The 19,388-nt window shown below is 67.4% G+C and carries 18 protein-coding genes and 1 pseudogene; 10 read left to right on the top strand and 9 right to left on the bottom strand.

Annotated elements, in window-relative coordinates:
• Positions 1 to 1,388 precede the first annotated feature (1,388 nt).
• A pseudogene (locus tag OG874_RS39055) lies at positions 1,389 to 2,085 on the bottom strand (DUF3027 domain-containing protein); the annotation flags it as partial.
• A 47-nt stretch (positions 2,086 to 2,132) separates the two neighbouring features.
• On the opposite strand from OG874_RS39055, the gene OG874_RS39050 reads away from it, so the two are divergent.
• From OG874_RS39050 to OG874_RS39040, 3 genes are all read left to right on the top strand, one after another.
• Positions 2,133 to 2,906 (top strand): glutaminyl-peptide cyclotransferase, encoded by a 774-nt coding sequence (locus OG874_RS39050; RefSeq protein ID WP_330252054.1) that lies wholly within the window; start codon positions 2,133 to 2,135, stop codon positions 2,904 to 2,906.
• Between the two features lie 81 nt (positions 2,907 to 2,987).
• The gene (locus tag OG874_RS39045; RefSeq protein WP_330252053.1) at positions 2,988 to 4,748 is read left to right on the top strand and encodes an MFS transporter; all 1,761 of its coding nucleotides are present in this window, start codon (positions 2,988 to 2,990) and stop codon (positions 4,746 to 4,748) included.
• 69 nt (positions 4,749 to 4,817) lie between these two features.
• Positions 4,818 to 5,324 carry a DUF2771 domain-containing protein gene (locus tag OG874_RS39040; RefSeq protein WP_330252052.1) on the top strand — a complete coding sequence of 169 codons (507 nt, stop codon included), beginning with the start codon at positions 4,818 to 4,820 and terminating at the stop codon, positions 5,322 to 5,324.
• A gap of 175 nt (positions 5,325 to 5,499) precedes the next feature.
• Here OG874_RS39040 and OG874_RS39035 read toward each other — a convergent pair whose 3' ends face one another.
• Positions 5,500 to 5,925, bottom strand: a complete 426-nt coding sequence (locus OG874_RS39035; RefSeq protein WP_330257609.1) for a cold-shock protein — start codon at positions 5,923 to 5,925, stop codon at positions 5,500 to 5,502.
• A gap of 201 nt (positions 5,926 to 6,126) precedes the next feature.
• Here OG874_RS39035 and OG874_RS39030 point away from each other — a divergent pair, with 201 nt between their 5' ends.
• Both OG874_RS39030 and OG874_RS39025 read left to right on the top strand, forming a co-directional pair.
• Complete coding sequence (locus tag OG874_RS39030; protein WP_330252051.1) at positions 6,127 to 6,369, top strand: hypothetical protein; 243 nt, start codon at positions 6,127 to 6,129, stop codon at positions 6,367 to 6,369.
• Positions 6,370 to 6,735: 366 nt separating this feature from the next.
• Complete coding sequence (locus OG874_RS39025) at positions 6,736 to 7,356, top strand: transglycosylase family protein (RefSeq protein ID WP_330252050.1); 621 nt, start codon at positions 6,736 to 6,738, stop codon at positions 7,354 to 7,356.
• An 80-nt stretch (positions 7,357 to 7,436) separates the two neighbouring features.
• Here the strand turns inward: OG874_RS39025 and OG874_RS39020 are convergent, their stop codons facing one another.
• Positions 7,437 to 7,625, bottom strand: coding sequence for a hypothetical protein (locus tag OG874_RS39020; RefSeq protein ID WP_330252049.1), 189 nt, complete (start codon positions 7,623 to 7,625; stop codon positions 7,437 to 7,439).
• Positions 7,626 to 7,701: 76 nt separating this feature from the next.
• Between OG874_RS39020 and OG874_RS39015 the strand changes: the two genes are divergently transcribed.
• A complete protein-coding gene (locus OG874_RS39015) occupies positions 7,702 to 9,993 on the top strand; it encodes a helicase-associated domain-containing protein (RefSeq protein ID WP_330252048.1) in 2,292 nt (763 codons plus the stop codon).
• Here the strand turns inward: OG874_RS39015 and OG874_RS39010 are convergent, their stop codons facing one another.
• Positions 9,994 to 10,506 carry an LppU/SCO3897 family protein gene (locus tag OG874_RS39010; protein WP_330252047.1) on the bottom strand — a complete coding sequence of 171 codons (513 nt, stop codon included), beginning with the start codon at positions 10,504 to 10,506 and terminating at the stop codon, positions 9,994 to 9,996.
• A 330-nt stretch (positions 10,507 to 10,836) separates the two neighbouring features.
• Here OG874_RS39010 and OG874_RS39005 point away from each other — a divergent pair, with 330 nt between their 5' ends.
• Positions 10,837 to 11,667 carry a hypothetical protein gene (locus tag OG874_RS39005; protein ID WP_330252046.1) on the top strand — a complete coding sequence of 277 codons (831 nt, stop codon included), beginning with the start codon at positions 10,837 to 10,839 and terminating at the stop codon, positions 11,665 to 11,667.
• A gap of 6 nt (positions 11,668 to 11,673) precedes the next feature.
• Here OG874_RS39005 and OG874_RS39000 read toward each other — a convergent pair whose 3' ends face one another.
• The 4 genes from OG874_RS39000 to OG874_RS38985 form a co-directional block, all read right to left on the bottom strand.
• Positions 11,674 to 13,065: a M1 family metallopeptidase gene (locus OG874_RS39000; RefSeq protein ID WP_330252045.1), complete on the bottom strand. Its 1,392-nt coding sequence runs from the start codon at positions 13,063 to 13,065 to the stop codon at positions 11,674 to 11,676.
• Positions 13,066 to 13,116: 51 nt separating this feature from the next.
• Positions 13,117 to 13,752, bottom strand: a complete 636-nt coding sequence (locus OG874_RS38995; RefSeq protein ID WP_330252044.1) for a LysE family translocator — start codon at positions 13,750 to 13,752, stop codon at positions 13,117 to 13,119.
• Between the two features lie 39 nt (positions 13,753 to 13,791).
• The gene (locus OG874_RS38990; protein WP_330252043.1) at positions 13,792 to 14,460 is read right to left on the bottom strand and encodes a DUF3239 domain-containing protein; all 669 of its coding nucleotides are present in this window, start codon (positions 14,458 to 14,460) and stop codon (positions 13,792 to 13,794) included.
• Positions 14,461 to 14,570: 110 nt separating this feature from the next.
• Positions 14,571 to 16,229 (bottom strand): DNA repair helicase XPB, encoded by a 1,659-nt coding sequence (locus tag OG874_RS38985; RefSeq protein WP_330252042.1) that lies wholly within the window; start codon positions 16,227 to 16,229, stop codon positions 14,571 to 14,573.
• A 256-nt stretch (positions 16,230 to 16,485) separates the two neighbouring features.
• On the opposite strand from OG874_RS38985, the gene OG874_RS38980 reads away from it, so the two are divergent.
• Both OG874_RS38980 and OG874_RS38975 read left to right on the top strand, forming a co-directional pair.
• Positions 16,486 to 17,130 carry a LysE family translocator gene (locus OG874_RS38980; RefSeq protein ID WP_330252041.1) on the top strand — a complete coding sequence of 215 codons (645 nt, stop codon included), beginning with the start codon at positions 16,486 to 16,488 and terminating at the stop codon, positions 17,128 to 17,130.
• A 35-nt stretch (positions 17,131 to 17,165) separates the two neighbouring features.
• Positions 17,166 to 17,816: a trimeric intracellular cation channel family protein gene (locus tag OG874_RS38975; RefSeq protein WP_330252040.1), complete on the top strand. Its 651-nt coding sequence runs from the start codon at positions 17,166 to 17,168 to the stop codon at positions 17,814 to 17,816.
• A gap of 2 nt (positions 17,817 to 17,818) precedes the next feature.
• Here the strand turns inward: OG874_RS38975 and OG874_RS38970 are convergent, their stop codons facing one another.
• A complete protein-coding gene (locus tag OG874_RS38970; RefSeq protein ID WP_330252039.1) occupies positions 17,819 to 18,997 on the bottom strand; it encodes a pyridoxal phosphate-dependent aminotransferase in 1,179 nt (392 codons plus the stop codon).
• A 123-nt stretch (positions 18,998 to 19,120) separates the two neighbouring features.
• Between OG874_RS38970 and OG874_RS38965 the strand changes: the two genes are divergently transcribed.
• A complete protein-coding gene (locus tag OG874_RS38965; RefSeq protein WP_330252038.1) occupies positions 19,121 to 19,354 on the top strand; it encodes a hypothetical protein in 234 nt (77 codons plus the stop codon).
• The last annotated feature ends 34 nt before the right edge of the window (positions 19,355 to 19,388 follow it).

Below are 19,388 nucleotides of genomic sequence, written 5' to 3'. Positions count from 1 at the left end.
GGCGGCGATGCTCGACTCGGCCGCAACCCCGGCAGCGGAAACAACGCCCGGCTCTTCTGAGATCGACTCGCCCGCCACATCACCCGACGAGTCCGCGGCCCCCGGCTCAACCGTGACCGATCCAGCGACAGCAGTAGCCTGCTGGCCCGCGCCACCCTCAGCGCTGAACTCCGCATCCGCACCCGGCGTCACCGCGGACTGCTCGACCGCCGTACTCGGCTCGGCCGCGACAGCATCCGCAGACGACGTAGCCGCTTGGGCGTCGGATTTGAAACCCGCGCTCGCGGCGGCGGCGTTCTGCTCGGCCACCGTGTTCGACTCGGCCACAACATCACCCGACGCGATCGCAGCCCCCGGCTCAACCGTGACCGATCCAGCGACAGCAGCGGCCTGCTGGCCCGCGCCACCCTCAGCGCTGAACTCCGCATCCGCACCCGGCGTCACCGCGGACTGCTCGACCGCCGTACTCGGCTCGGCCGCGACAGCATCCGCAGACGACGTAGCCGCTTGGGCGTCGGATTTGAAACCCGCGCTCGAGGCGGAGGCGTTCTGCTCGGCCACCGTGTTCGACTCGGCCACAACATCACCCGACGCGATCGCAGCCCCCGGCTCAACCGTGACCGATCCAGCGACAGCAGTAGCCTGCTGGCCCGCGTCGGCCTCAGCCCTGAACTCCGCATCCGCACCCGGCGTCACCGCGGACTGCTCGACCGCCGTATCCGGTTCGGCCACAACAGCATCCGCAGGGGATGTGGCCGCCTGGACGCTGGAATCTAAACCCGAGCTCGAGGCGGAGGCGTTCTGCTCGGCTACAACGTCACCCGAGGCGTCCGTAGCCCCTGGCTCGACCGAGGTCGGCTGGACTGCATCTGCAAACGATGTAGCCGTCTGGGCGCTGGGAGCTATGTCTGTGCTCGGAGCTGTGGCGTTCTGTTCGGCGGCCGTGTTCGGCTCGGCGGCAACATCACTCGACGCAGCGCCGACATTGAGATCGATCGTTGCGCCCGGTTCGGCCACTGCATCGGTTGGGGCGTTGGGCTCGAGCGTGGCCGCGGTGGTCGGCTTCGAGGCGGGCTGGGCAGTGGTTTCGCTGTCCGTGGTCGGTGCGGCGACGCTCTGGCCGTTCGGGGGCACGGTGTTCTGTTCAGCTGCTGTATTCGGATCGGCCGAAACGTTGCTGGTACCCGAGACACCGGATGTCGAGTCGTCCTCGGTGGCCTGTCGAGCCTCGACAGTGGTCGGTGTGTCGGTGACGCTCGCGGTGTCGGATACAGCCTCCGCGGCAGTAACGGCGTGAGCTTCCGAAGTAGTCTCGCCCACAGCACCGGCATCTACATCCGACGCCTCAGCATCCTTCGGCCTCCGCGATGCGTCGGGCGCGATCACATCGAACGCGGCGTCGTCGTACGCCTCGTACAACGGGGAACCGCCGCCGGTCGGACCGACCACGTCGGAATGCGCGCCGCAGCCGTATTCGGCGTGGACTACTCGCCCGTCGGCGCCCATGGCGTTGCCGCAGACGCCGAAGGCAGCACGCATAGCTCCGGCGAGGGGAAGGTAGAAGCCGCAGAGGCCGCAGGTGGAGGGGGCGGCCTTGGCCATATCGGTTTCCGGGCCGAATTCGGAGTACCAGCGTTCGGCGGCTTCTTCGCGGCCCTCGAGGCTGAGGACCTTGGTGCGGCCGAGGCCGATCTCCAGGGCGACCTCGTCGACGGCCGGATCGCCGCTGGCGATATAGCCGGGCACCAGGCGTGGATCGTCGGGCGGCGGCGCGAGCAGGTCGCCGGGCGCTAGATCGCCGGGACGGACCCGCTGGTCCCACGGGATGAAGTCGGGGGCCACCAGTGCGTCGGGACCCGGCAGCAGCGCCGACTCGCTCACCGTCGCGTACTGCGCACCTGGCGGTGCCGCCACCACGACCGCCCACTGCCAGCCGCGATAGCCGGACAGCGTGGCTTCGAAGCGGTGCGTGGCCGCGGCTTCGTCCTCCACGGTCACGCCTAGATGCGCGCCGACGCCGGCTGGTTCCAGCTCCAGGAGCGCACGGCGGGCCACGTCGACGGCATCGGCAAGGATCGGCCGCATGCCGGACTGCGAAACAGAAACTGCGCTCACAGCCTACATTTTGCCGTATGGAGCGCAATCGGCGTTCGTTGGCCGTCGTTGTCCTGGTCAGCCTGCTCGGAATCACCGGGTGCGGCGGCTCCGACGACGATTCGCCGCGACTGCACATCGAGGTGGTCGGCACCCATCCGCACGACGCGAGGGCGTTTACCGAGGGTCTGGAGATCGACGGCACGGTGCTCTACGAAAGCACCGGCATGTCGGGCGCGTCGAACGTGCGCGCAACCGATCTGAACTCCGGCGCCGAACTGACCAGAGTCGACCTGCCCGCCCCCTACTTCGGCGAAGGCATATCCAAAACGGACGACACCCTCTGGCAACTCACCTGGCAGGACCGTGTCGCCATCGCCCGCGATCCGGCCACGCTGCTCGAACGCGCCAGGGCCTCCTACGACGGCGAGGGTTGGGGATTGTGCACCCGCGCGGACAAATTGGTGATGAGCAATGGCACCGACACCCTCACCTTCCGCGACCCGGTCACCTTCGCCACGACCGGCACCGTCACGCTGACGAGCCACAACAAGGCAAAACTGAACGAACTCGATTGCGCCGCCGACGGTTCCGTCTACGCCAACGCCTACCCCACCGACGAGATCCTGCGCATCGATCCCGAATCCGGCCACGTCTCAGCGGTTATCGACGCCGGCGGACTACTCCCGGCCACCGTCCGCGCGCGTACCGATGTGCTCAACGGCATCGCCCAACTCCCCGGCACCGACCGCTTCCTGATCACCGGCAAATACTGGCCGACCATCTTCGAAGTCCGCTTCGTGCCGGACTGAGATCGCGAGCCACATCACCTTTCCGGACGGCTTGGAGCGGCAAGTGAACCCAAGTCGCCGATGTACGACAGAATTGGGGGCGTGACTACTCCCCGCGACCCCTCCGGTTCCGACCGCGGTCCGTGGGATGGCGAGGAGTCCCCACCGATCCAGCGTCACCCCGGCTATGACCGCTACCCGCCACCGCACGCACCATCTCGCAGGTCCCTGCCGCCACTGGGTCCCGAACCGCAACCGAGTCCCGAGCCGCAGCGCCGCCAATCACCGCCGACCAAGCCACTGTCCAGCGGACCCCGTAATCCGCCGCCGGAACCCGAAGAGCTACCCGGCGGTGACGACGAGGCCGCGGCGCAGCGGCCCCCACGCAAGTTGACGGTCACCCGCGTCGCCGCCATGCGCGGCCGCGAACTCACCTCCCGCGGCGTCGCTTCCTTCCAACGCGCCGCCAAGGCCGACGGCGCCGACAAATCCGGCCTCACCGCGCTGACCTACGCCACCATGGCGAACTTCGCCCTCGACGCCGCGATCGCGGTGGCCTTGGCCAATACGCTGTTCTTCGCCAGCGCGACCGCGGAGAGCAAGACCAAGGTCGCGCTGTATCTGCTGATCACCATCGCCCCGTTCGCGGTGATCGCCCCGCTCATCGGACCGATGCTCGACCGCCTCCAGCGCGGTCGCAGGCTGGCCCTGGCCACCTCGTTCGCCCTACGCGCGGTGGTCGCGGTGGTGCTGATCTTCGCCTTCAACACCTGGGCGCTGTATCCGCTGGCCCTGGGCATGTTGATCGGCAGCAAATCCTTCTCGGTGCTCAAGAGCGCGGTGACGCCGCGCGTACTGCCACCGGAAATCGACTTGGTGCGCACCAACTCTCGACTCACCGTCTTCGGTCTGGTCGGCGGCACCATCGGCGCGGGTGCGGTAGCCGCACTGGCCGCCGCGATCGCGGGTTCCAATGGCGCGCTGGTCTTCGCGACCGCGATCGCCGTCGCGGGCACCTTCCTGAGCCTGCGCATCCCGCGCTGGGTCGAGGTCACCGAGGGCGAGGTCCCGGCGACGTTCAGCTATCACGCCAAGACCGAAGCGCTCGATCCCACGACCGAAGCGACGATTCCGCCGCGCAAGCGCAGGCAGCCGCTCGGCCGCGCGGTCGTCACCGGACTGTGGGGCAACAGCGCCATCCGCGTGCTGACCGGTTTCCTGACGTTCTATGTGGCCTTCGTCGCCAAGGCCACCGAACACGGCGGCTGGCAGCAGGCGGCCATGCTCGGCGTGGTCGGTGTCGCCGCGGCCGTCGGCAATTTCGCGGGCAACGCGACCGGCGCCCGCATCCAACTCGGCAAGCCGTCGCTGATCGTGCTGGGCTGCACCGCGGCCTGCTGCGCGGTGGCGCTGCTCGCGGTCTTCTTGAACAACCTGCTCGGCGCCGCGCTGGCCACCCTGGTCGCCGCGGCCGCGAGCGCGCTGGCGAAGGTATCGCTGGACGCCTCCATCCAGGACGACCTGCCGCCCGAATCGATCGCCTCCGGCTTCGGCCGCTCCGAGACCGTGCTGCAGCTCAGCTGGGTCATCGGCGGCTCCGCCGGCGTGCTGCTGCCCACCGTCTACTGGCAGGGTTTCGCGTTCATCTCGGCGCTACTGCTGTTCGGACTGCTGCAGACCTTCATCAGCGACCGCGGTCACTCCCTGCTGCCCGGGCTCGGCGGCCACCGCCCCGAACACGCGGAGCAGGAAGTGCCGAACACCCGACACGCCGATGCCGACCGAGCCGCCCCCCGCGGCCGGGAGCGCGGTGGCGACACTAAGCACATGCAACGAGGCACAGGAGATCCGATCTGTGAGTGAACGAAGCGAACGAACCACCGACACAGCAGCATTGCTCTCGACGGAGCCGAGCGCCAGCGAGGCGCCGTCGTGAGCAAGCCCAATACCCGCACCGTTGTCGCGCTAGCCGTGGCGGCCCTATCGGTGCTCACCGTCGCGTTCGTCGGCGTCTTGACGGTGCTCGTGCGCAAGGCCGAACATCACGACCCGACCGTTACCGCCTATGCCCATGGCAAGACCGTCACGGTCGAGCCGTTCCTCTACTGCACGGTGAAGCTGGAGGACTGCAAATACGGCGAAACCGTCGCACTCGAGGTCCCAGCCGGATATCCGCTGCAGCTGTCGCTGCCGAAGAAGATCGCCGACGCGCCCTGGCTGGCCCAGCTGGTCTACGTCCTGCCCAATGGCGACAAGGTGGATCGGGTGGTGAGCCGCAACGACTTTCCCGAGGGCGCACTCGCCGTCACCATCGATTCGAAGCCGGAGGACGAGTTGCGGCTCGTCGGCGTCGAATTACAGCTGCCGATCCTCGCGCGCGACGAGACCGGGCGGGAGTTCTACGTCCCGCACGCGGCCTGGTCGATCAGTACCGTGTGAAATTTGCAGCGCCTGCGGCGCTGCGTGTTCACGGCCCCCTGTTGTCTCGCGTCCGAGCGGTCGAGACTCGCGCCTACGGCGCATGCGCTTCGACCGCTCGGACGCGAGACGGGCCGCGAACGGTCGCTCGTAAGACTCGCTCCGTCGGGGTCAGGAGGTGCGCAACACCCGAACCTCAGTGGTCGAGTTCGCGCGCGACCGCCCGCACCACTTCCGAAATGCGCTGCGCGGTCTTGCGATCCGGGTACTTGCCCTTGCGCAGATCCGGCTGCACCTTGGCCTCGAGCAGGGTGATCATGTCCTCGACCATCCCGTGCAGTTCGTCCGGCGTGTGCTTGCGCACGGCCGGTTCCCTGTGCGCCGCACGATCGCGCTCCTGGCCCTGCCGGACCGACGGCGGCGACTCGAGCACCTTGAGGCTCAGCGCCTGCGGCCCACGACGCCCGGCGGCCATCCCGAATTCGACGCGCTGACCGGGCTTGAGTCCCTCGACACCATCCGGCAGCGCGGACGAACGGACATAGACATCCTCACCCTCGTCTTGGGAAAGGAAGCCGAAGCCCTTTTCGACGTCGTACCACTTCACCCTGCCGGTCGGCACTGCGCTCACCCGTTCATCATCGAAAACTCGGGCCCCAGCGGCCCGAGCACATCCGTCTGCTCGGGACCCGTCCGGCGAACCGCCTCGGACAGATCCTGTCAGTTTGCGAAAAGAACGCGCCCCACAGCTGTGCAGGACGCGATAGACATCGAGTCTACCCCGGTGCGAATAACGCAAGCACATCAGTTTTACGGTCGAGCGGTGACGAACCCATCCGCACCACCGCCCCCGAGCCGCTCGCCGCGCCGCCCCAGCGATTGGTTGCTGTATGTGGCCCTCGGCCTGTTCGCGATCGGATTGCTGGCGATCGTCGCGATATTCCTGGTCGGAATTCTGGGCGACTCCGACCCGGGTCTGTGGCTGTATGTGCTGGCCATGCTGGCGCCGCTGGGCTTCTTGGGCTCGGTCGGCTTCGCACTGTGGTCCGGCAGGCGTACGCGGTGAACTGGTTACCCCGGCTAATCGTTACCAAACCGCCGATGTGATCCTCATCACATAACAGCACGGTCACGGAGCGGCCACGGCCAACTACCGGCCCCGCTGCACCAGCTCTCAGCTGCACCGAAGCGTCACGGCCACAACCGATACCAGTCCGAGACCCGCACAGACCCGCCGGTTACCAAATAGTGATTTTTCGCGGCGATCGTCGTACCGTCTTACCCAGCCGGGACACCCGGCAACCACCGCCCCGCCGCATCAAACCTCACCCCGCGGGTGCCGGACCCCAACGGAATCAGGGGTGAGGGCGGGACGGACGACCTCTCAGTCCGGACCACTTGCAGATGCGTACGAGAGGCAGACGAACCCGCAATGAGTGGACGCCATCGCAAGCCAACCTCCACTGGGCGCACCGTAGCCAAGGTCGCCGTCACCGGCGCGATCATCGGCACCGCAGGTGTGGCTCTCGCTGGAAACGCCAGCGCGGCACCCGATCAGGACTGGGATCGGCTCGCACAGTGCGAGGCCGGCGGCAACTGGGGCATCAACACCGGCAACGGTTTCCAGGGCGGACTGCAGTTCTCCCCCGGCACCTGGACCGCCCACGGCGGCGGCGAGTACGCCTCGACCGCCAATCAGGCCACCCGCGAACAGCAGATCGCGGTCGCCGAAAAGGTCCTCGCCACCCAGGGCTGGGGCGCTTGGCCTTCGTGCTCGTCCTCGCTCGGCCTGAGCAGCGGATCCACCCCGCGCAGTGCCCCCGCGGAAGAAACCCCCCGCTGGAACCCGGCCCCCGCTGCTCCGCAGCAGGCTGTGGCCGACCCCAGCCAACAAGTCTTCGACGCGATCGACCGTGCCGTCGCCGTCGTGCAGGGACAGGGCGTCGAGATCCCGAAGGAAGCACTCGATTTCTTCAACGCCACCAAGGGCACTCACCTCGACCCGGCGGTCGTGAACTTCTACGAAGCGAACAAGGGCCTGCTGCCCTCCTGAGCAGACCGTACGAAGAAGGTCCCCGCATCAATGGTGATGTGGGGACCTTCTTCGTATCCGCAGGTTTTCCGTCCGGGAGCTCAGCGGTTGATCACCGTGTTCGGGTGCATGTACGGCAGCTGATCGGCTGGGAGCGGAAATTCGGTGTCCTCGCCGAACGGCGAGAGGCCACCGGAACGGGTCGACGACAGTTCGGTGACCGCATGGTCACCGTCATCCACCGAGGGCCAGCCATGGTCGACATAGGGTTTCTTGGATTTGTTCACCACGCCCACATGCTAACGCGCGCGCCCGAGCAAGCTCCTGCCCCGGCCGACAATTCTCCTGCACCGTAGGCTGGATCAGATGACTGCGACCGTTTCCCTGGCCGGGTGGCTCGCGGCCCGTAGCGATGCGCAGCTGGTGGCCCTGCTCGAACTCCGGCCCGATCTGGCCGTGCCGTTGCCCTCGTCCATGGCGGTGCTCGCGGCACGCGCCGAGCAGCGCGCTTCGGTATTGCGCGCCACCGATTACCTCGACACGCTCGAGTTCGCGATCGTGGAAACCCTTGCGGTGCATCGGTCGACGGGGTCCGGTGGGACGCCGATGAGTCGCAAGGCGCTGCGCTCGCAGTTGAAAGATCGGGTGCGGGTCGCCGCGATCGATACCGCACTGGCCCGGTTGAGCGATCGCGCGCTGGTCTGGAACGACGGTGCGGACCTCCATCTGATCCCGGCCGCCGCGGAAGCACTACCCTGGCCACTCGGCAGCACCACCGAGATTCCGGATTCGCTGACCGAGCCCGAGGTGGTGGCCGCCCTCGCGGCGGTCGCCCCCGCCGAACGCGCGCTGCTGGACAAACTGGCCGCCACCGGCCCGCGCGGGCGCACCAGGGACGCCGCACCGGGCACACCCGCCGACCGCCCGATCCAGCAGTTGCTCACCCACCGACTGCTGCACTGGATCGATAACGAGACGGTCGAGCTGCCGGTCACTGTCGGCCAGGTGCTGCGCCGGGAGCCGGTGACCCACCCGCACGCCCTGAAACCCCCGGAGCCGACACCGACGAAGCAGACCCCCGCCGAAGTGAACGCGGTCGCGGCGGGCGAAGTGGGCGAGCTGCTGCGGCACTGCGCCGACATTCTGGAGGCGCTGGGCCAAGCTCCCGCGCCCGCACTGCGCGCGGGCGGCCTCGGCGTGCGGGAGTTGCGCCGCATCGCCAAACAGACCGGAATCGACGAGGCACGCGCCGGACTACTCGCCGAATTGCTCGCAGCCGCCAAGCTCATCGAGAAGGGCATGCCCGACCCGCCACCGGAATTCGACTCCACCGACGACTTCTGGGCACCGACCCCGGCCGCTGACGGCTGGCGCGACGCACCGCCCGCCCGCCGCTGGGTGGCGCTGGCGCTGGCCTGGCTCGAGCTGGACCGGATGCCCTGGATGATCGGCATGCGCGACGCCAACGACAAACCGCTGGCGGCACTCTCGATCGAATTGCGCACCCCGCACGCGCCGCGGGACCGGCACGCCATGCTGAACCTGCTCGCCGAATACCCCACCGGCACCGCATTGGATCCCGCCGATATCGGCCGCATCCTGGCCTGGCGACAACCGCGCTGGCGCAGGCACTTTCGCACCGAGGCGGTCGAGCACACCCTGCTGGAGGCCGCGGCGCTGGGTTTCGTCGGGCGCGGCGCGGTCGGCTCACCGGCCAGGGCACTGCTGCACGGTGCGCCGACCAGTGCGGCCGATGCCGAAACCGAGATGGAGTCGGCGCTACCCGATCCGGTCGATCACGTACTGGTGCAGGCCGATCTGACGGTCATCGCGCCCGGTCCGCTGACACCGGAATTGCAACAGCGGGTCGCGCTCGTCGCCGATGTCGAATCCGCCGGTGCGGCAACGGTGTACCGGATCAGCGACACCTCGGTCCGGCGCGCGCTGGATGCGGGGATGACGGCGGCCGAACTACATTCGCTGTTCACCACGCACTCCCGCACGCCGATCCCGCAGTCACTGAGCTACCTGATCGATGACGTGGCGCGCAGGCACGGCCAGCTGCGCGCGGGGATGGCGCAGTCCTTCGTGCGCAGCGACGATCCCGCGCTGCTGGCTCAGGTGCTGGCCTCGCCGGTGGCGAGCGAACTGGCGCTGCGGGCCATCGCACCGACCGTCGCCATCGCCCAGGCCCCGCTCGGCGAACTACTCGAACGGCTGCGCACGGCCGGATTCGCCCCGGCCGGTGAGGATTCGGCGGGCACCATCGTCGATCTGCGCCCGCGCGGCGCCCGGATCGCGGTCCGTCCACATGCCAGGCAGCCCTATCGTCCGACGCCGCCGAGCACCGAACAGCTGGAACTACTCGTCGCGGAGCTGCGCGCGGGCGAACGGGCCGCCGTTGCTCGCAACGGCCAGTCGGTGCGTACCGATGGCACCCGAACCAGTACCGCCGCGACCCTGGCGCTGCTGCAATTGGCGGCGCGGGTGCGGCGGTCGGTCAATATCGGTTATGTCGACGCCTCCGGCGTCGCGTCCCAGCGTGTCGTCGAACCGCTGAAGGTCGGCAACGGCCAGCTCGACGCACTGGACCCGGTGACCGGCGCGGTCCGGCATTTCACACTGCACCGGATCGCGTCGGTCGCCCTACTCGAGTAATCAGCCCTTGGCCGCGCCGAGGCAGAAGGTGGTCTTCGGATCCGGGACGGTGACGAAGCTGGTCGCGTCGGCATTGCATAGCAGCTCGTCGGTCTGGCCGTCGATGCGCCCGAGGACCTTGAAGGAGGCTTCGCCCGAGGTGCAGTCCACGTACTTGTACGGGTTGGAGCCGACGTCGGCGTAGCAGCTGCCCTGCTTGAAGTTCGGCGCCAGGCACATGTAGGCCTGACCGCCGCCCACCAGGTCTTCGGTGTAGGTGGTGTATTCGGCCGCGCAGTCGATCTTCTTGTCGGCGGTCTGGAATACCTTGTACACCGCCTTCGCCGAGGAGCAGTCCTCCGGCTCGGATTTGGTGGCCGTCGACGAACTGTCGGTGACATTGATGCAGTCACCGACCTTCGCCTTGGCGGTGTCGGACTTAGTTGCATTGTCGAGCGCCGAACAACCGGTCACCACGGCCACCAATGCGCCCACCGCCAGGAGGGCGAGCACTATGCGTGCCAGCAGCCTCATCCCTGGGAACTTCAACGTGAAACCCTCTCTCACCGAACGCGTTCACATAGTCGTGAACGCGGTGAGAATACCCTCACGGTCACCGCAACCGCATCAGCACTGCGGGCGACCAACGGTGGGATTCGAGCAGTAGCGGGATCTCAGTACAGCCCGTACAGCCCGGACAACCCCATCATCGCGAGGCCGATCATTTTCGGCAGCAGACTGGCGAGCACCTGGATTCCGTAATAGTTCACTATCAATGCCTTTCGCATTCCGCACGCACGTGGACATCCGTCCAGCACGTGCGGTCTGTCGCTCTCGGGGACGTGGTCGTTACGCTTGGGAAGTATGACGCTCGAGGACGTCGCCGTCGACCTGTACGGATTCGCCCCAGCCGCGTTCGTCGCCGCCCGGGCCGCGCGCGTTGCCGAGGCCAAGGATGCGAGCGATAAGGAACTCGCGACCGCGATCGGCAAACTGCGCAAGCCCACAGTGGTGGCGTGGACGGTGAATCTGCTGGCCCGCGCGGCGCCCGACGATGTCGAGGCGCTGCTGCGATTGGGTGCGGCTTTGCGTGCGGCGCAACGGGAACTGTCCGGCGAGCAGCTGCGTGCATTGACCGCGCAGCGGCAGCAGGTAGTGAATGCCCTGGCCAAACGGGCCGGTGCGCTGGCCGCCGAGCGCGGGCATCCGGTCGGTGCGGGGGTGCTGCGCGAGGTCGGCCAGACGCTGTCGGCGGCGCTAGCCGATGACGCCGTGGCCGAGCAGGTGCGCAGCGGGACCTTGACTACCGCGGCGAGCTACGAGGGGTTCGGGCCGAGCGGGGCCGCGCTGACCGCCGTCGACGGTACCGGCACAACGGAATCCGTTGCCGCACCGCCGGATACCGCACCGGAGGACGCGCGCAAGGAACTGGCGCAGGCTCTCGAAGCCCTCGAATCCACCCGCGCGGCACGGGATTCGGCGCAATCGGCGGCCGAACAGGCGGCGAACCACGTGGCCGAGAGCAAATCTCGCATCGAGACGCTACGTGCCGAGTTGGCACACGCCGAAGAGCAGAAGCAGTTCGCCCGCACCGCCGACCGCGGCGCGCAGGACCAGTTGCGTTCGGCCCAAAAACAACTCGATCGGGTCGAGCGCTGGGTGCAGCGGGCCCGCGAGCGCGTCGACGGCGAATAACGGCGGTCAGCCGCGCAACGTGCCGGGGAAGAGGTATTCCTCCGCTGGCAGCACGGTGCGGTTCAACCAGGCGTCGAAGAAACCGGTCAGATCGGTGCGGGTTTTCGACTGCATGAACGTGCGGAAATCCGGCATCGAGGCATTGCCGTAGGCATGTGCGGCATTGAACTCCCGGACAGCGGTGAAGAATACGTCGTCGCCGAGTTGTTTGCGCAACGCGTGCAGGAACAGCGGGCCGCGATAGTAGACGGCGGTGAATTCATTTCCGGCGCCCGGGTTCTCCAGCGGAATATCCCAGAACTCCTGCTTATCACGGTATTTCCGAATGGTTTCGCGGTAGTCGGCATCGACGTCCTTGCCCTCCATTCGCTCCGGCCACAGATAGTCGGCGGTGTAGCTGGCGAAGCATTCGTTCAGGCAGATATCGGACCATTGCCGCACCGATACCGAGTCACCCCACCATTGATGCGCGATTTCGTGCACCACGGTCCGCAGGTCGGTCCATGGCGCGTAGACCGGGCGGGTCTGGGTCTCCAGCGAGAACTCCAGCTCCGCGTCGACATAGATACCGCCCGCGGCGTCGAACGGGTACGGACCGTAGAGCGCCTCTTGGAAATCGAGGATCTCGGGCAGGCGCTGCTCGGTTTCCCTGTTGCGCTCCGCATTCGCGGCGAAGGCGCTGATCAGCGGGGTGCCGTTGGCGCGGCGCTGCTCGAGGTAGTTGTAGTGATCGATCGCGACGGTGGTCAGGTAGCCGAGCACCGGATGGTGCGTCTCCCAGATCACGGTGCGCTTGGCACCGGCGACCGAATTCTGGGTGCGCACACCATTGGAGACCACCTCCCACTCGGCGGGCACCGACGCGTGCAGCGTGAAGGTGGCCTTGTCCAGCGGTGTGTCGTTCAGCGGGTACCAGGTGGTGGCGCCATGCGGTTCGCCCGCGACGAACGCGCCACCGCTGGGGGCGTAGGTCCAGCCACCGTCCGCGGTATTCGCGGCCGGGCCCGCGTAATCGACGGTGACGGTGAAGGGCAGGCCGGGCAGCAACGGCAGCAGCGGCGTCACGGTCAGTTCGTGCTCGCCGTTGCGGTCGAAAGCGGCGGGCAGATTGTTGACCGAAACCGTGCGCACGTCCGGACCGTTGAAGTCGAGGTTGAACATCCGCAGCGGCTGGGTGGCGGTGGCATCGATCCTGGTGGAGCCGGTGAGCTGGTGGCTCGGCGGGTCATAGTCGATGGTGACCTCGTAGTGGCCGACGTCGTAGCCACCGTTGCCGTCCAGCGGGTAGTAAGGGTCACCGAGTCCAGGCGCGCCGACCAGCGGATCGGCATCGGCGGGGATCGGGGCGACGACCAGTGCGCCGACCATCGCGGCGCAGCACAAGCCGGACCACCTCATACGACCAACCACCCCTTTCCGGCCATCCGAACTCGCTGGATGGTAGTCGCTTCAGTCGGCGCTACCGCTGAGTGCCACCGACGCGCCGAGGCCGAAGATCATCGCACCGCCAGCGCCACCGACCGCCTCGAGACGCTGCGGCGACCGCGCGAACCAGGAGCGCGCCGAGGCCGCGAGCAGCCCCCAGGCACTGTCGGAGACCAGCGCGATCGCCAGGAAGATGGAGCCGAGGATCAGGAACTGCAGCGGCAGCGAGCCCGCGTCGGGATCGGCGAAATGCGGCAGCACCGCCGAGAAGAACACGATCGCCTTCGGATTGGTCAGCCCGACGAAGACGCTCTGCCGAAACACCCTGGCGTCGGCGGGGTCCATCTCGGTGTTCAGCGCCGCCCGCAGCGCCTTGCGTTCGCGAATCGCCTGGATTCCGAGATACATCAGATAGAGCGCACCGGCGAACTTCACCACGGTGAGCGCGAGCGCCGATGCCGCGAGCAGCGTGCCGAGCCCCACCGAGACCAGCAGCAGTGCGACGAAAACGCCCGCCGAATGGCCGAATACCGATACCAGGGCGGCGCGGCGGCCGAGGGCGAGCGCTCGACCGATGGTGAACAGCACACCGGGACCGGGGATGACGATGATGACGAAAGATGCGGCGATGAACGCCAGCAGATTGGACGCCGGAACCATCTACCGAGTCTATTGGGCGGCGCAAGGGAATTCGGGTGGTCAGGAACCCAGGTCACCCGGTAGCTGATGCGGGTCGAGCAGCAACCGCTTGGCGGAGGTGCGCCGCACCTTGTCCGCAAGCTCGAGATTGTCGGTGAGCAGCCGCCATTCGACCTCGCTGATGGCCTCGCGGGCGCGCTCGATGACCGCGCCGTCTCGGGTGCCCCAGGCGATCGGCATGGCGCTGACCGACTGCCAGCGCTCACCCACCTGGCGCGGGGCGCGGTCGGTACGCACCGCGACCGACGGCACCCGCTCGCCCGTGCGCTTCTCGTGTCCGGGCAGGTCACGGACCTTCCTGATCACCAGGGCGTAGCGCGGGCCGGGCGTCTCCGGTTTCGAGACGTCGACCAATGCGAGCAGCACCACCCCGCTCGGATGCGTCTCGGAGACGACCGCGGGGACCAACTCGCCGTCGGCATAGAGCTTGTCGATGCTGGAACGGTGCGGCGTCCAGAAGGCCACCCACAGCGCGACCACCGCGCCGAGCGCGAACGCGACGGCCAGCAGGTAGGCCCACGGGTGGTTCAGCCAGATCAGGTAGGCGGTCCCGGTCACCGCGATGACGGCGGCCGCGATGGCCATGACGCGCAGTCGACGCAAGTCGGCGAAGACTTCGTTGACCGCATGGGCGTGGTCACGGTCGACCGCGAATTCGAAGCGTCGCACGTCTCAATTCCTAGCACACGTATCGGAGGTATTGCCTCCGCTTAATTGTCGCAGCCGGACGCAGTCCGTCGTCAGCCCTGCGCTTGGCCGAGCGCAGGCGAGGGCAACGCTTATCCGATCGCCGGGCCCAGCAAGTCATCGGCATCCGTTATGCGATATGCGTAACCCTGTTCGGCGAGGAAACGCTGCCGGTGCGCGGCGTATTCGGCGTCCAGAGTGTCACGCGCGACGACCGAATAGAAGTGGGCTTGTCCGCCATCTTGTTTCGGCCGCAATAGGCGACCGAGCCGTTGCGCCTCTTCCTGGCGTGAGCCGAATGTTCCCGAAACCTGTACCGCGACAGACGCTTCGGGCAAATCGATGGAGAAGTTCGCGACCTTGCTCACCACCAGCACCGGAATCTCACCGCGGCGGAAGGCTTCGAAAAGTTCCTCGCGCTCTTTGGTTTTCGTCGAACCCTGAATGATCGGAGCGTTGAGATCGGCGCCGAGTTCGTCGAGCTGGTCCAGGTACGCACCGATCACCAGCGCCGGCGCGCCCTTGTGCTGGGCCAAGATCGATTCCACGACAGGGATTTTCGTGCGCGCGGTCGAGCACAGCTTGTAGCGCTCCTCCGGCTCGGCGGTGGCGTAGGACATCCGCTCGGCATCGGTCAGGGTCACCCGGACCTCGATGCAGTCGGCCGGCGCGATCCAGCCCTGGGCCTCGATATCCTTCCACGGCGCGTCATAGCGCTTCGGGCCGATCAGCGAGAAGACATCGCCCTCGCGGCCGTCCTCGCGCACCAGGGTGGCGGTCAGGCCGAGCCTGCGTCGCGATTGCAGATCGGCGGTCATCCGGAAGACCGGTGCGGGCAGCAGGTGCACCTCGTCGTAGATGACCAGTCCCCAGTCGCGGCTGTCGAAGAGTTCGAGGTGCTTGTACTCGCCCTTGGTGCGGCGGGTGATCACCTGATAGGTGGCGATGGTGACCGGACGGATCTCCTTGCGTTCACCGGAGTATTCGCCGATCTCCTCCTCGGTCAACGAGGTTCTGGCCAGCAGTTCACGCCGCCACTGCCGACCGGCCACGGTATTGGTGACCAGGATCAGCGTCGTCGCCTGCGCCTTGGCCATTGCCGCCGCGCCGACCATCGTCTTGCCCGCGCCACACGGCAGCACGACCACACCGGAGCCACCGGCCCAGAAGGAATCCGCGGCCATCTCCTGGTAGTCGCGCAGATGCCAGTGGCCGCCGGCGTAATCCAGTTCGATCCGATGCGCCTCGCCATCGACGTAACCCGCGAGATCCTCGGCGGGCCAGCCGATCTTCAGCAGCATCTGCTTGATCCGGCCACGCTCGGAGGGATGTACGACGATGGTGTCGTCATCGACGCGGGCACCGAGCATCGGAGCGATCTTCTTGTGCCGCAGCACCTCCTCGAGCACCGCCCGATCCAGACTGACCAGCGTCAACCCGTGCGCCGGATTCTTCACCAGCTGCAACCGGCCGTACCTGGCCATGGTGTCCACGATGTCGACCAGCAGTGGCTGCGGCACCGCATACCGGGAGAAGCTGACCAGCGCGTCCACCACCTGCTCGGCGTCGTGCCCCGCCGCGCGCGCGTTCCACAGCGCCAGCGGCGTCACCCGATAGGTGTGCACATGCTCCGGCGCCCGCTCCAATTCGGCGAACGGCGCGATGGCCTGGCGCGCCACCCCGGCCAACTCGTGGTCGACCTCCAGCAGCAACGTCTTGTCACTTTGAACGATCAGCGGACCGTCTGTCACAGTCTCTCCTCGTATACGGCGGTCGGCATTCTTGTCCGGCCGCCCGTGCGACTCCGGCCCATTCTCCCCGACAGCACCGACACCTATCAGGTGCGGCCTCCATGCCGACGGGCGTAGCTCGCATCGGCTCCGCAACTACAGCGTCCGGGCCGCGCGTTTTGTTCCGCTACGGGTCGGACCGAGCACCCACCGCGCCGGTCCACCGGTGCTCGACTGGACCGAGACGAGTATGGGGCTGATACGTCAGGATCGGGCCATGATCGAAACGGCGGCGATTCTGGGAGTGGCGGCGGCCGCGTTGGGGATGGTGCTGACGCCGGGGCCGAACATGATGTATCTGGTCTCGCGGAGTGTGTCACAGGGGCGACGGGCCGGGCTGGTGTCGCTCGGCGGCGTGGCGGCCGGGTTCGGGGTGTATCTGGCGGCGGCCGCGGCGGGGATCACCGCGGTGTTCGCGGTGGTGCCGGGGTTGTATCTGGCGGTGAAGCTCGCGGGGGCCGGGTATCTACTGTGGCTCGCGTGGCAGGCGGTGCGGCCGGGTGGGACCTCGGTATTCGCGCCCGCCGAATTGCCCGCGGATCCGACGCGACGATTGTTCACCATGGGACTGGTCACCAATCTGCTGAATCCGAAGATCGCGATCATGTACATGGCGTTGATTCCGCAGTTCGTGGTGCCCGAACGTGGGCAGGTGTGGTTGCAGAGTCTGTGCCTCGGTGCGGTGCAGATCGGGGTGGCATTGACGGTGAACGGGCTGATCGTGCTCGGTGCGGGCGGGATCGCCGCATTCCTGACCGGTCGGGCGCGGTGGCTGCGAATCCAGCGTTATGTGATGGGCACGATGCTCGGCGGGATCGCCGTGCTGCTCGCCACGGACCGTGCCCGCCCGATGCCCGCCTGAACGCACTCCGACAGCGGGTATGTGATCGTGTGCGCATGGCGCATTTCGATTCCGCGGTCAATACCGCACAGCATGTCGGGGAGTTGTTCGGCGTTGTCGCGTTCGCGGCCTCGGGGGCGCTGCTCGCGGTGCGGCGGGGGTTCGATGTCTTCGGGATCGTGGTGCTTGCCTGCAGTACGGCGTTGGGTGGCGGGGTCATTCGGGATCTGGTGATCGGTCGGACGCCACCGGCGGCATTCGTCGATCTCAGTTATCTGTGGACCGCGCTACTGGCGGCCGCGGTCATCTTCTTCTGGCATCCATCGCCGCGGGTGACCAGCGGGCCGCTGGAAGTGGCCGATGCGTTCGGGCTCGGGTTGTTCTGCGTCACCGGCACGGTGATCGCCTACAACCACGGCCTCGGTGCGCCGTCGGCCACACTGCTCGGGCTGGTCACCGCGATCGGCGGCGGGGTGATCCGCGATCTACTCGGCGGGCAGACGCCGAGTGTGCTGGTACCCGAGCAGATCTATGCGGTACCAGCACTTTTCGGCGCCGCCGCGACCGCGACGCTGCTGCATTTCAATGCCTACAACCCGGTCACCGGCATCGTTGCCGCCCTGGGCGCCATCGGGTTCCGATTGCTCGCGCTGCGGTACAACTGGCACGCACCACAGGCCCTGCGGCGTCCGCAGGACCGGGCCTAGGCTCAGCTGACGCGCACTCCCGCACGAAGGCGGCGGACCCCCTCATCGAGGGTTTCGTCCCGTTTGCAGAACGTGAAGCGCACCAGGTGGTTCCACGCCGCTTTATTGTCGGCGAATACGCTGATCGGGACCGCCGCGACCCCGATCCGACCGGGCAGTTCGCGGCAGAAGGCCAGGCCATCGGTCGCGCCCATTGGCCTGATGTCGGCGCAGATGAAGTAGCCGCCCGCGCTCTGCCGCACCCCGAATCCGGTATCCGCCAGCGCCGCGGCGAGGCGGAGTCGCTTGTCCGACAGTGTGTCTCGCAGTCCGGCGACCCAATCGAGTTCATGTTGCAACGCGTATGCGACGGCGGGCTGGAACGGCCCACCCGCCACGAAGGTCAGGAATTGTTTGGCCGCGAGCACACCGTCGATGAGATTCGCGGGGCCACAGGCCCAGCCGGTCTTCCAGCCGGTGACGCTGAAAGTCTTTGCCGCGCTGGACACCACGACGGTGCGGTCGGCCATACCGGGCAGGGTGGCCAGGCTGATGTGTTCGTTGCCGTCGTAGACCAGATGTTCGTAGACCTCGTCGGTGAGCACCAACAGGTCGTGCGCGCAGGCGATTTCGGCGATCGCGGTGAGATCGGCGCGGCCGAGGACGGTGCCGGTCGGGTTGTGCGGCGAATTGACGATCAGCATCTTGGTCGCGGGCGTGATCGCCGCGCGCAGGCTGTCCAGGTCGAGGACGAAGCGGTCGCCGTCGGCGACGAGGTGGGCCGTGCGCCGCTGCGCCCCAGCCAGCGCGATGGCGGCCGCGTAGGAGTCGTAGTAGGGCTCGATCAGCACGACCTCTTGACCGGGCTCCACCAAACCGAGGACGGCGGCGCTGATCGCCTCCGTCGCGCCGACGGTGACCAGCACCTGGGTGTCGGGGTCGTAGTGGGTGCCGTAGCGGCGGGCGCGATCGGCGGCGATGGCGCGGCGCAGGATCGGCATGCCGCGCCCGGGCGGGTACTGGTTCACCCCATCGGCAATGGCCTGGCGCGCGACCTCGAGCATGCCCGCGGGACCGTCGGTATCGGGAAAGCCCTGCCCCAGGTTGACCGCCTCGTGGCGGACGGCTAACTCGGTCATCTCCGCGAAAATCGTGGAGGCAAACGGGCGAAGGCGAGCGACGGTCGCGTTGTGCGAGGGCATATCCGGAGCGTAGCCCAGCGGTCGCTATTGTTGCCATTAGATAGCGAAAAGCTATGTTTCACTTTTGAATTGGGCCATCTACCTGCATGGATGTGCGTTATCCCAGCGGCGGCTAGCCTCGCCGTGTTCTACCTCACAAAACCGTCGGCTTTCGGCGGTATCTCGAAAGGGGCGCTGATGGCCTCGTATCTGGACCTGGTACTGCAACCGGCCGCGTCGGAGGTCGCCGGAACCGTACTGGGTTTCCTTCGAAATGTCGCACATGAGCTGATCGCCGGATTCGGTTCCTCCACCGGCGACTGGTTCAACGGTTCATCGACCGGCAACAGCGGCACCGGATCCTCGACCGGGGACTGATTCCTGGGCTCGTCCACACCGTAGCCCAACGAGC

This window comes from Nocardia sp. NBC_00565 (assembly GCF_036345915.1).
GTDB lineage: Bacteria > Actinomycetota > Actinomycetes > Mycobacteriales > Mycobacteriaceae > Nocardia.
The sequence above is the reverse complement of the archived record's forward strand: the minus strand, read 5'-3'. Positions and strand labels throughout refer to the sequence as shown.